Origin of the sequence: Thiomicrospira sp. S5, assembly GCF_003991075.1 — a bacterium.
Lineage (GTDB): Bacteria > Pseudomonadota > Gammaproteobacteria > Thiomicrospirales > Thiomicrospiraceae > Hydrogenovibrio > Hydrogenovibrio thermophilus.
The window spans coordinates 2367653-2380091 of sequence record NZ_CP014470.1 but is presented as its reverse complement, the minus strand read 5'-3'; the positions used below and the strand labels follow the sequence as shown (position 1 = coordinate 2380091).

11 protein-coding genes are annotated in these 12439 nt (G+C 49.4%); 2 read left to right on the top strand and 9 right to left on the bottom strand.

Annotated features, from left to right (window positions below; genetic code table 11):
* Nucleotides 1–8 precede the first annotated feature (8 nt).
* The 5 genes from prmA to dsbD form a co-directional block, all read right to left on the bottom strand.
* A complete protein-coding gene (gene prmA / locus AYJ59_RS11010; protein ID WP_127120120.1) occupies nt 9–887 on the bottom strand; it encodes a 50S ribosomal protein L11 methyltransferase in 879 nt (292 codons plus the stop codon).
* A 108-nt stretch (nt 888–995) separates the two neighbouring features.
* Nucleotides 996–2345, bottom strand: a complete 1350-nt coding sequence (gene accC, locus AYJ59_RS11005) for an acetyl-CoA carboxylase biotin carboxylase subunit (protein ID WP_029939726.1) — start codon at nt 2343–2345, stop codon at nt 996–998.
* Between the two features lie 12 nt (nt 2346–2357).
* The gene (gene accB, locus AYJ59_RS11000; protein WP_127120119.1) at nt 2358–2825 is read right to left on the bottom strand and encodes an acetyl-CoA carboxylase biotin carboxyl carrier protein; all 468 of its coding nucleotides are present in this window, start codon (nt 2823–2825) and stop codon (nt 2358–2360) included.
* 206 nt (nt 2826–3031) lie between these two features.
* Complete coding sequence (gene aroQ, locus AYJ59_RS10995) at nt 3032–3466, bottom strand: type II 3-dehydroquinate dehydratase (protein WP_029939728.1); 435 nt, start codon at nt 3464–3466, stop codon at nt 3032–3034.
* 294 nt (nt 3467–3760) lie between these two features.
* On the bottom strand, nt 3761–5965 hold the full coding sequence (dsbD, locus tag AYJ59_RS10990) for a protein-disulfide reductase DsbD (protein ID WP_127120118.1): 2205 nt from the start codon (nt 5963–5965) through the stop codon (nt 3761–3763).
* Nucleotides 5966–6134: 169 nt separating this feature from the next.
* Between dsbD and AYJ59_RS10985 the strand changes: the two genes are divergently transcribed.
* The gene (locus tag AYJ59_RS10985) at nt 6135–6665 is read left to right on the top strand and encodes an FxsA family protein (RefSeq protein ID WP_127120117.1); all 531 of its coding nucleotides are present in this window, start codon (nt 6135–6137) and stop codon (nt 6663–6665) included.
* Between the two features lie 88 nt (nt 6666–6753).
* On the opposite strand, the gene AYJ59_RS10980 is transcribed toward AYJ59_RS10985, so the two are convergent.
* The 4 genes from AYJ59_RS10980 to AYJ59_RS10965 all read right to left on the bottom strand — a co-directional run bounded on the left by AYJ59_RS10980 (nt 6754) and on the right by AYJ59_RS10965 (nt 11529).
* Nucleotides 6754–7584, bottom strand: a complete 831-nt coding sequence (locus AYJ59_RS10980; RefSeq protein WP_127120116.1) for an SDR family oxidoreductase — start codon at nt 7582–7584, stop codon at nt 6754–6756.
* Between the two features lie 157 nt (nt 7585–7741).
* A complete protein-coding gene (locus AYJ59_RS10975) occupies nt 7742–8965 on the bottom strand; it encodes an OmpP1/FadL family transporter (protein WP_127120115.1) in 1224 nt (407 codons plus the stop codon).
* A 613-nt stretch (nt 8966–9578) separates the two neighbouring features.
* On the bottom strand, nt 9579–10148 hold the full coding sequence (locus AYJ59_RS10970; protein ID WP_127120114.1) for a DUF302 domain-containing protein: 570 nt from the start codon (nt 10146–10148) through the stop codon (nt 9579–9581).
* Nucleotides 10149–10401: 253 nt separating this feature from the next.
* Complete coding sequence (locus AYJ59_RS10965; RefSeq protein WP_127120113.1) at nt 10402–11529, bottom strand: 4-phosphoerythronate dehydrogenase; 1128 nt, start codon at nt 11527–11529, stop codon at nt 10402–10404.
* 182 nt (nt 11530–11711) lie between these two features.
* Between AYJ59_RS10965 and AYJ59_RS10960 the strand changes: the two genes are divergently transcribed.
* Nucleotides 11712–12344, top strand: coding sequence for an alpha/beta hydrolase (locus tag AYJ59_RS10960; protein WP_127120112.1), 633 nt, complete (start codon nt 11712–11714; stop codon nt 12342–12344).
* Nucleotides 12345–12439: the final 95 nt, after the last annotated feature.

Genomic DNA, 12439 nt, shown 5'->3' with positions numbered 1-12439 from the left:
GTTCGGGATTAAGCGTTCTTTTGGAAACACAGCAGGGACCAGTCGTCCAGATCTTGCTGTTCCAGTAGGGCAAAGCCCTGCTGGTCATAGAAGGCGATGAGTTCCGGCGCTTGGTTGGTCAACAGGCCTGAAAGCACCAAGGTGCCCCCCGGTTTCAGTAAACGGATGAATTCCGGCGCCAGTTCTTTGAGCGGGCCGGCGAGAATATTGGCCACCAGTAAATCCGCCGGGGCGGCTTGGAAATCCTTGACCAGTTTAAAGTCGATGTCGGCCTGGTTGCGTTCGGCATTTTGTTCGCTGGCGATAATGGCTTGCGGGTCGATGTCGGTGCCGCGGACGTCGGCCGCGCCCAATTTTTGCGCCGCCAAGGCCAGAACGCCGGAACCGCAACCGTAGTCGATGACGTTCAGGTCGGTTGGTGCGTGCTGGTCCAGCCAGGTTAAGCACAAAGAGGTGGTTGGGTGAGTACCGGTGCCGAATGCCATGCCGGGGTCCAGCATCAGGTTGACGGCATCCGGTTCCGGTGGTGTGTGCCAGCTCGGTACAATCCACAATCGTTGCCCGAAACGCATCGGCTCGAACTGGTCCATCCAAGCGCGCACCCAATCTTTGTCTTCCAATGCTTCGATTTTGTATTGCTTGGCCGCAATGTCGGGTAGGAGGTTTTCCAGGCTGGACACAATGGCTTGCGTATCGGTTTCGGCATCGAATAGACCCACCGCGCGGGTGTGTTGCCAAATCGGCGTGGTGCCGAGTTCCGGTTCAAAAATGGGTTGGTCTTTGGCGTCTTCAAAGGTGACGGAACAGGCGCCGACTTCCATAAAGGCATCGGAAAGCGGTTCCGCAAGAGCTTCTTCGACAGTGGCATTGATTTGAATCCAGGCCATGGTGGGTTCCTTTAAGCGTGTTGTGTTCGCTGTTTGGGGTTGTCATGAAACAAAAAACCACGAAAGCGGTACTTTCGTGGTTTGATGGATGCGCGTGTTGGAAACGGGTTAAACCAAGTGTTCCAAACGATGTTCCAGATAGTGAATGTTTTGCTCGCCTTCGCAGAAGCCCAGATCATTCATGATCTCGCGTTGCATGCGAATGTTGGTATCGATGCCTTGAATAATCAATTCATCCAACGCCGTATCCATGCGTGCAATCGCCGATTCACGGTTCGGACCGAAGCAAATCAATTTGCCGATCATGGAATCGTAGTTCGGTGGCACCGGATAGCCGGTATAGATGTGTGAATCCCAGCGAACTCCAATGCCGCCCGCCAAGTGCAGACGATCGATTCGTCCCGGTGACGGAATGAAGTTTTTCGATGGGTTTTCGGCATTGATACGACACTCGATGGCGTGCCCCGTCAGTACCACGTCTTCCTGTTTGATGGTAAGCGGGTTGCCCATGGCGATTTCGATTTGTGCTTTGACCAAATCGATGCCGGTGACCTGTTCGGTGACCGGGTGCTCCACTTGCAGACGAGTGTTCATTTCAATGAAATAGAACTCGCCTTTTTCATACAGGAACTCAAAGGTCCCGGCTCCGCGGTAACCGATTTCGATACAGGCGTTGACGCAGGCCTGGCCGATTTTATTACGTTGTTCTTCGGTAATGCCCGGTGCCGGCGCTTCTTCCACCACTTTTTGGTGGCGACGTTGCATGGAACAATCACGCTCGCCCAGGTGGATGGCATTGCCTTGGCCGTCGGCCAAGACTTGGATTTCAATGTGGCGTGGCGTTTCCAGGAATTTTTCCATATAGACTTCCGGGTTGCCGAAAAAGCTGCCGGCTTCGGATTTGGTCAGTTGGATGGACTTCACCAGGTTGGATTCGGTGTGCACCACACGCATGCCGCGTCCGCCGCCGCCACCGGAGGCCTTGATGATAATCGGGTAGCCGATTTCTTTGGCAAGGCGCTTGTTTTCTTCATCGTTGTCGCCCAAAGGGCCGCCGGAACCGGGAACCGTCGGGACGCCGGCGGCTTTCATGGCTTTGATGGCGGAGACTTTGTCGCCCATAATGCGAATGGTTTCCGCTTTCGGACCGATGAAAGCAAAACCGCTTTCTTCGACGCGTTCGGCAAAGTCGGCGTTTTCGGACAAAAAGCCATAACCCGGGTGGATGGCTTCCGCGTCGGTGATTTCCGCCGCGGCGATAATGGCCGGAATGTTCAAATAACTTTCAGAGGACGGTGCCGGGCCGATGCAAACGGATTCGTCCGCCAGCAAAACGTGTTTAAGGTTGGCATCCGCCGTGGAATGAACCGCAACGGTTTTGATGCCCATTTCTTTACAGGCTCTTAATACCCGTAGGGCGATCTCTCCGCGGTTGGCAATCAGGATTTTTTCAATCATGCAACTTCCCTATTATTCGATGATGAACAAGGCTTGACCGAATTCAACCGGCTCGGCGTTTTGGACCAGAATCTTTTTCACGGTTCCGGAAACGTCGGCTTCGATCGGGTTCATGATTTTCATGGCTTCAATGATGCAAAGGGTGTCACCGGCGGAGACTTGGTCACCCACGCTGACGAAAGCGTCGGCGTCCGGGGACGGTGAGGAATAGAAGGTGCCGACCATTGGTGAAGTCACGTTGTGACCGCTGACCTCCGCCGCAGGGGCTTCGGAAGTCGATTCGGATGCCGCTGGAGCGGAAGCCGGAGCCGCCGCTGGGGCCATTGGCGCCGCTTGGTAAGTGGCGGCCGGTGCGGAAACCATGACCGGTTCTTTGCTGCGGGTAATGCGGATGTTGTGCTCGCCTTCCTTGATTTCGATCTCGGCGATGTCAGATTGTTCAACAATTTCAATCAATTTGCGAATTGAACGAATATCCATGTTCTCTATTCCTCTTAAAGATAGTCTTTTGATTTGAGAGCTTTGCACGAGTGGGGCACGAAGGAAAAAAGAGAAAAAATTTGTTCGATTAAGACGGAAAATGCAGCCAATAGCCAGCTATTGGCAAATTTTTCAACGCAAATCGGGCAAATTTTAGCCTTTTTTAGTCGTGCTTTCATCTCATGCAAAGCTCTCATTTAATCGGTTTATTTCAATTTTTCAACCGCGGCCGCCAGAGCCAGTTGGTAGCCAATCGGACCCAGTCCGGCAATCACGCCTTCAGCGAGGTCGGAAAAGTAGGAATGGGTGCGGAAGGCTTCCCGTTTATGGATGTTGGATAAATGCACTTCGATGAACGGAATTTTTACCGTGGCGAGCGCATCCCGAATGGCCACACTGGTGTGTGTGAAAGCGGCGGGGTTGATGATGATGAAATCGATTTCGTTTAAAGCGGCTTGAATGCGTTCCACGATTTCGTGTTCGGCATTGCTTTGGAAATTGTAAAGTCGTACTTCGTAATCGTCCGCCAGGTTTTCGAGTTCTTCGATAATGTCACCGAGCGTTTGGCGGCCGTAGTGTTCCGGCTCGCGCTTACCGAGCATATTGAGATTCGGACCGTTGATTACCAGTATGTTCGCCATGCATCTTTCCTAAGGCTGTTTCAGCCGTCTCAAACGGGGTTTGAAGATTAAATTGTTGAAAATTATACCTGAAAGTTCGGTTTGACGATATACAAAAGCACAAAAAAAGACGTGAAAGTTCGTGAAATGCTGTGAAGTGGTGGTGAAGTTTAAAAATGGTAAGGTTTGGTCACGTTTTGGGTGAAATGGTGTGGGTTTTGTGGGGTTTTACCGAATGTTACCTAGTGTTGAAACCGGCCAGGCCTGGCCGGTTTTGAAGCTTAAGCAGTGTGATTTCACTGAATAAGAGTTAGGTTATTGAAATGAATTGTGGATGTGTTGCATAAAGGTGTCCGGCTTTTTAAAGCCGACGACGCGTTGGGCTTTCTGCTCTTGCTCCTTGTCAAAGAACAGAATGGCCGGCGGGCCGATAATGCCGAACGCTTTCATCAGTTCTTTGTCGTTGGCATTGTTGGCGGTGACGTCGGCTTTCAGCAAGGTGACGTTTGATAAGGCCTGCTGAACGGCCGGATCGGAAAAGGTGTAGGCTTCCATTTCCTTGCAACTGACACACCAGTCGGCGTAAAAGTCGAGCATAATGGGCTGGCCTTTCGCGATTTCGGTATTCAACTCATCCAGCGTGCTGATTTTTTTGAAGTTCAAATGGGCTTGAGGCTGCGACATGGAACCGCCAGTGCTCTGGAGCCCTTTTAGCGGCTGCATGACGTTTTGGCTGCCGCCGGCTAAGCCGATGAGCATAATGACACCGTACACCAGGAAAATCACCCCGATGGTTTTGGCCAGTTTGTGCCAGCCGGATTTATCGCCAATGGCTTCCAAGGCGCCAAGGTAAACGCCGGAGCCAATCAGCAACGCCGCCCAGGCGAACAGAATCATCCAGCCCGGCAGAATCCGTTCGGCCATCCAGATGGCGACCCCCAGCATCAGCACACCGAAGATGGCTTTGACGTTGTCCATCCATGCGCCGGCTCTCGGTAACAGCTTGCCGGCCGAGGTGCCCAATAATAATAACGGAACGCCCATGCCGAGACTCATGGCAAAGAGCGCGGTGCCGCCCAGTAACGCATCGCCGGTTTGGCCGATGTAAATTAACGCTCCGGCCAGTGGCGGGGCGACACAAGGCCCGACAATCAAGGCCGACAGGAAGCCCATGACGGCCACGCCGGTTAAGGTGCCGCCTTCCTGTTTGTTGGACAGGTTGGTGATTTTGGATTGCACGCTGCTCGGTAGTTGCAATTCATAGAAACCGAACATGGAGAAGGCCAGGGCCACGAAAATCAGCGCAAAGGTGCCGATAATCCATGGGTTTTGGAACATGGCTTGCAAGTTTTCGCCAAACAGGCCAGCCAAGACGCCAGCCAGGGTGTAAGTGATGGACATGGCCAGCACATACACCAGCGACATGGTGAAGGCTTTGCGTGTGGTGAGTTGGTCGCCCTGACCGACGATGATGCTCGACAGAATCGGAATCATCGGGAAAACGCACGGCGTTAGGGACAGCAATAGGCCGAACAGGAAGAAGGTGCCGATGACGATCCAGACGGAGCTGTTTTGCAAGGTGCTGGTGATTTGGTCGGTTTCCGACAGGGCTTCCTGAGTGTTGGCCGAGGACGCTGTGCCGGATGCTGCGGGGGCCACAGTGAAATCCGCCGCTTTCAAGATAGCGGTTTGATGGGCCGGTGGATAGCATACACCGGATTCGGCGGAACAGCCTTGGTAAGATATTTCCACTTCGGCCGTATCGGCCAAATTTTGCACCGGCAGCAGGGCTTGGAAGTCGCCATGGTAGACTTCCACATCGCCAAAGACCGGGTCATTAGCCGGGGTGGCGGGTGGCAGTTGCAGGGCGCCTAAGTCGGCCTTGCCCTGTGTCAGCTGGGTTTTGATCTTGTCTTTATAGAGGTGATAGCCTTCGGCGACTTTAAAGTTCAGAACCAAGTGGCCTTGCCCGTCCGGTTCGGCACTGAACTGGAAGGCTTCGTCGGCCGGAAGCAGTTCCACTTCCGCGCTGTCGACAATCAAATCGTTCAAGGCGCTTAGAGCATTTTCAGAGGTTTTTGTTTGTGCAGACGGCAAATCCACGGTGACGGTTTTGCTTTGGGGCGGATAACATACCCCCAGTTCTTCAGCACAGCCTTGGTATTTGACGGTCAAGGTGGCCTGTTGTGCGGTGCCGGAATAGGGCTGTGAAATCGTTAAGTCATGCTTGAAAACTTGGGTTTTGCCGAAAAGCGGATCGTCTTTGGTGATCGGGGTTGGGAAAACCAACGGGTCGAGTTGGATGTCTTTCGAAGACGTTTCAACCGCAATGCGCTTTTGGTACAGATAATAGCCGTCGGCGATTTTCCATTTCAATTGGATATCGCCACTTTCCACTTTGGCCGGTTGTAGGGCAAAAGCTTGGTCGACGTCCAACAGCTCATCCGAGGCTAAGGTGTGATGACCCCAAAGAAACAAGAAGAAGGCCAGAAAATTTGTCAACAGCGCTGTTTTTTTCATTTTACGGTCACCTTGAAAAAACGATTTAAAGACTTATGTATACTGTAAGCGTATAAGTGAGTTGTGATTTTAACGTAGAATCCTCATTATATGTTGTGCAAACTTTGTGTAAATAGGGGTAAACCCCAGTTTGCACACCCTGTTTTTAACCACGTCTAAAGAGACCCGTATGTTTAAAGTTTTCTTCCTGTTGTTTTTGTTGGTGCCCTTGATCGAGTTGTATGTGCTGATTGAAGTGGGCAGTGAAATCGGTGCGCTGCCGACCATTTTGTTGACGATATTGACCGCGATTGTCGGTGCGGCCTTAATGCGCCATCAAGGCGTCGCCACTTTGCAAAAGGCTCAGAACAGCTTGGCGCAAGGGCAGGTGCCGGCGACCGAGATGATGGAAGGTATGTTGATTTTCCTCGGCGGTTTGTTTCTGTTGATTCCCGGTTTGATTACCGACGCCTTGGGCTTTTTGTTGTTGATCCCGCCAATTCGTCATGCCTTGGCGAATAAAATCATCGCACAGCGCCAAGCGGAATACGCACGCTATAAAGGTCAGGTGTATGAAGCCGAATGGACCGAGCAGACTGAAGACGGTATTCGTCATGTGCGCGTGATTCAGTCCGGTTCGCCGAAAGCGGAGCCGGATGTGATTGAGGGCGAAGTGTTGGATGACGATTCCGGTTCGGATAAAAAGCCGGGGGCAAAGTAGCTCTCAAATTTTGTTCGATTGTCTGATATAAAGAAAACGCCCAGGCCTGGGCGTTTTTTGTATTGGAAGTGGCCTAGAAGACCGCCTTTTAAAGTGATTCCAGTAATTCGGAATAGCCTTCGCGGTAGCTTGGGTATTTGAATTGATAGCCGGTGGCTTTGACTTTGGCGTTGGAAAGTCGTTTGTTACTGCGCTGTGCGCGGCTGTTTTCGGTCGGTTCACGATGTTCAATGTTCGATACCGACAGTTGTTCCGCCAGCCATTCATAGACGTCGCACGTCAGAGTCGGTTCATCGTCAACGCCAATGTATAAAGGATCCAAGTCCGGTTTTTCCATCAAGTGTTCGAGTAACCCGACGCAATCTTCCGAGTGAATGCGGTTGCTGTAAACGTCTTCCATGCAGTGGGCTTTGCCTTGTAGCACCATATCAATCAAATAAGTGCGGCCCGGGCCGTAAATACCGCCGAAACGGATCACCGTGCCGGGGAAGGGAGCGTTTAAGGCCAATTCTTCACCTTCCAGTAAGCGACGGCTGGAAAAGTTTTTGCCTTCCGCTGGACTGTCTTCGGTGACTTTCTCCCCTTCGGATTGTGCGAAGACGGAGGAACTGGAAATGAAGAAAAGACGTTTGGGCGATTGGCCTTTCAAGGCATCGATTAGATGCTTGAGACCCATGACATAAGCTTTGTAATAGGACACATCGTTATAGCTCGGAGCCGAGACAATGTAAAAGATATAGTCCAGTCTCTCTGGTAGCTCCGGCAACTGGCTGAACAGGTCGGCTTCAATCGGGTGAATGGGCGGTGTAATCTGTGAGGCATCGCGTCGAATACCGAAGACTTCGTGGCCTTTTTCCGACAGACTGACACCTAGGCGACACCCTAGATCACCACACCCAGCAATAAGAACTCGCGCCATCGCTTTTACCTTTCCTTTATGACCGCTTTTGGTCGCATAGTATCACAAAAAAGCGAAAAGGGAATATAACAAATGTATGACATCGAAAATTAAGTTGGCAGGCATAAAAAAAGCCGCTCGGGGAGCGGCTTTTAAGCAGTTTTGTTTCGGCGCAGAATTAGAAGTTCATGCGAAGAGACAAGGTGTAACCCATTTGAGAGTGTTTGACTTCGTGTTCGGAAGCTCCTGAACCACCAAGCCCTGCTGTAACAGCTGTGGTATTTATGGTTTTGCTTACTTCTGGAGCATAAACAATCGCACCATCCAGTGCAAGGTTTTTGGTTAAGCTATAACCGCCACCGAATGTGAAGTGAGATTCAACGATTCCTGGGAAGAAATGGTTGTTAAACATATTCGTTGCTTGATTAGCATATGCACTAGGGTTTGTGTTGGATTCATCTAGTTTATCAATTGGGTCTTCACCATAATTATACCCAATGCCAGCCCAGTAACCGTTTCCGGTGTATTTCGCTCCAACGCCGAAAACGTTTTGGTCTTTCCAGTTAAAGTCTTTATAACCTTTGGCGTCGCCCCACTTGATTTGTTTGGCGTCCGCCGTCAGCATAAAGCTACCCATCGTGTAAGCAACCCCTGCTTTGATTTCAGCAGGCTGTTCTAGGTGATCAGTGAATCCTGTTAGGCCAAAACCCGCTGCGGCAGTTGTAATTTGGTCTTTATATTTCATATCAATGGCGGATTGATAGGATAAAGCGACGGTCAAGTCAGAAGTAATATCAAAATAACCGCCAAGATTATAGCCATAAGCAATATCGGATGACATACCGTTGCCAATAGTACCCGATGCATTTTTGTAATTGATGTCTAGGGCACCGTATTGAATTACCGGTGCTAAACCAATGCCAAAACGTTTATCGTTATAGGATAATGTAGGTGCGAACTTCATTAATTGAAGGTTGCTGTAACCATTGAATAGACCATCATTGTCTCTATAATCCACCCCCATGCCAGCTGAGCCAAAGATGCCTAGGCCAAAAGTCCAATTTTCATTGATACGTGTGGAGAGTGAAACCTCTGGAATAATGTTTGTGTCGTTATCACTGGTTTGTGACGCTTCAACGGCCGGGTTGGCAACGTTTGAAGTTGCTTTAACGTCTGGCTTGAATAGAGTGCCGCCGATGGCGAATTCAGTCCCTTGTGACTTACCCAACAACGCTGGGTTGGTTAGGGCGTTTTCAGAACCAAAGAATGCGGCTGTCCCGGTTCCACCAAGTGCACGAGATTGGGCACCGAGGCCGATTAGGTTATCACCGTTGGTAGCAAGAACAGGAGTAGACGCCATTGCGGTGGCGGCAATTGCTAAAGCGAGTCTTGTTTTTTTCATTGAGTTTCTCTCTTTTCGTTATCAAATAAGTTGATGCGTGTCTCTTCCTATTGTTTCGTTGCTTACCTAAGGAGGAACGGCACGCTGTTTTTGGTCAGAAACTAATATGCCGAAGAGAAAAGTCATTTAATAATCAAAAAAATTTATCTGGGATTAGGTGGGATTAATTCGTATAGTTTGGTTTTGATCTTTAGAGGCGTGATTCAGTTTTTTTTTAATCTAAGTTGTTGATATAAAAGAATAGAAGTATTTAATAATATAATTATTTTCTTATGTTTATGCCTTAACGTATTGAAATGAAAATAATTTTATGAGAGAGCATGAATTTTTTATTATGACTTTCTAATATTATTAAAAAATGATTTTAATTGCTTTGTTTCCAGGGAAAAGGTCGCAGAAAGTGACGCCTAGAGAGCTGGTATCGTGTCAAAGGGCTTGGTACTTGAATGGTGGTGGTTATTCGAGTGAATGGGGTGAAAGGTGGGTGAGGTGTTTGAAAGATTGGTGGGTGATCGTCAAGTGGGGCTGGGGAGAAGGGCGCAGCTGAAAAGCGGTCAGGCATAAAAAAACCCGCATTAAGCGGGCTTGTTTCTGACGAGCTAAGCGAAGTGGCTTAGAAAGCGCCGGACTTACCTTTTTGCAGCATTTCCCACATGGTGTCACGTACTTGCATGGTCGCTTCCTGCAATTCAGGAGGCATTTTTTTACCCATTTTAATGGCCATGTCCATGTTCATTGTGTAGATGTGTAAACCATCTTCTTCTTCGATGATGTTCACGCGGCAAGGCAGGAAGCCGCCCATGGCAGGTGAGAAGTCAACCATTTTACGAGCCGTTTCCGGGTTACAGAAAGACATGACGTGAATGGTTTTGGACTCGATGCCACGTGCTTTCAATTCTTCAGATAGTGGTAGTTCACCGACGTTTTTGATGTTGCGGTTGATGCCGACATTGTTGATGGCATCGATCACGTCCTGCAACTCAACACCGTCTTCCACCTTGACTTCCCACATGGTGGCATCAGCGATATCACCGTCTGCGGCAACCCACTTATCCCAGATTTGCATGAAAGTTTCGCCTGCACCATCGTTTAGGTTGTTGATGGCGTTCACGGTTCCACAACCACTTAGTGTTGCAATGGCACCGGCGATAAAGGCGGCTTTAAAAAAGTTTACTAGTTTCATTGAGTCTTTCTCCGTTGCTTTGTAATCAAGGGGGCTTGATTGTGGTCAAAAGTGCTTGGGCTTAAGCGTTTAAGTCGTTCGGCATTTTTGACGCATTTTTTATTTGCTTGATTTGAATCAATTTTCAGCAACCAAGGTTACTCTTGTTATTTTTAAAATAAAAATTAATTTTTTTGTGTAGAGATAATTTTCTTTTATGAAAATAACCAGTTCCTAATATAATTTTTTTATTAAATGATGAAATACGTAAAAATCAGATAAGCTGAAATCCTAAAGAATACAGTGTCTTATCGAATTTTTGGTGGCCGGTTTTTTTGACCGGGTGCTGATGCCATTCGCGGTGTACGGGGTAATGTCTACGGTAATATTCATATTTTTTATGGGTCTCTATTATATTCTTTGTTCTAATGGCTAAATCGTCTTCTTCTGGCCGGTAACACTGTGCCAGCAAGGCTTTCAGGTCGATTTCGAGATTTCCTGAGACTTCGGGAGTAATTAGTGCTGGTGGCGCGGGCAGAATGTGTGGCCAGTCGATCTTTGGTTGTGTTTCCCAGTAGTCGCACAGTGCAGAAAAAACCATTTGGCTGCCGGCAATTTTGGCATCCAGGGCATGACCCGCGATGTGCGGCGTGGCAATCAGCGCGGTTTGATAAAGCGTTTCGTCGATATTCGGTTCGTTTTCCCAACAGTCGATGATGTTGGCTTTGGTTGGCGTTTTTGCCCAGGCCTGCTCGTCGATAATGCCGCCACGCGCGGCGTTAATGATGATTTGATGAGGCTGAATTCGACTCAGTTTGGCGGCTGACAATAAGTTATGGGTCGGGTGTGGCCCATCATAGTTCAGTGGTGTATGAACGGTAATGATGTCGGCCGACAAGGCGGTATCCAGGTCCACAAAGCCGGTCAGGTTTTCTTGTTCCACTCGCGGTGGGTCATTTAATAAGAGTGTCATGCCCAATGCCGCAGCTTTGTCGGCTACGCGTTTGCCGACATGGCCGACACCGATAATGGCGAGGCGTGAGTCGGCGAGTTTGAAGCCTTTTGAAACGGCCAGATTAATAATGTTGGTGATGACGTATTCGGCCACGGAATTGGCATTGCAACCTTGAGCGGAATAAAATTTGATCCCTCGTTGTTTCAGATACGCTTGGTCGATATGGTCTAAACCGACGACGGTACTGCCGACAAATTCCACTGGCGTTGTGTCCAGTAAGGCTTGATTGACCTGAGTTCGGGAGCGCACGATTAATGCATCGGCTTTTTTTAAGCTGTCACGGGTGATTTCCTTACCCGGTAGCGTAATGACGTGACCGAGATGTGAAAAAATTTCCTGGGCATAGGGGACGGCATCATCGATGACGAGGGTTTTGTCGAGTGTCATAAGTGTCTTCCGCGATTGAGTGAAAGTGGTTCGTTTCCTGATTGTCTATTGTAGCAAGAGGTTTGGTTTCCAGATAGCCGGAAGCCAAGTACTTCCGTCAAGATTGGACGGCGGGGTGGAATCCGATACAATCGGGCAAGGCTTTCAATTCAGCCCATAAAAAATAAAGAGTTAGAAACATTATGAAATCATCAAAATTCACCGATCGCATTTCGGGCGCAGTTGGCGAGCTGGAGGTCAGATTGACCAGGCCTGGTGATTTATCGTCATCTGAAAATACGGCGCGCCGCTGGGTGGTTTTAAGTCATCCGCATCCGCAGTTTGGTGGCACCATGGATAATAAGGTGGTAGCAACGCTTGAAAAGGCCTTTCAAAGTCTTGGCTATGGCACTTTGGCCTATAACTTCCGTGGGGTTGGGGCGTCGGAGGGCGAATACGATGGCGGTGAAGGTGAACAAATGGACCTGGTGGCCGTTGTGAATTGGTTGCGCGATCAGGAAGACGTCAATGAGCTGGTGTTGGCGGGGTTTTCGTTCGGCAGCTATATCGCTTTGCAACAGGCGGAAGCCTTGCAAGCCGATGCTTTGTGTACGGTGGCTCCGCCGGTGTCGATGTATGATTTTACCGGTTTGTCCCCGACGATGCCTTGGGTGCTGATTCAAGGTGGGCAGGATGAAGTCATTGATAGCCACGAAGTCTTGCAGTGGGCGATGAGTAGAGAATCGGTACCGGATATCTTCTGGCGTGCGCAAGCCAGTCATTTTTTTCATCGTCAGTTGGTTTGGTTGAAAAATGTCGTGACGGCGGTCTATTGAGTCTTTGTACAGACGTCTTTAAAAGCGGTTAAGTCTCTGTTTAAGTTTAAGGCGTTTTGCCATTCTCAATCATTAACGGCTTTGTCGGGAATCTT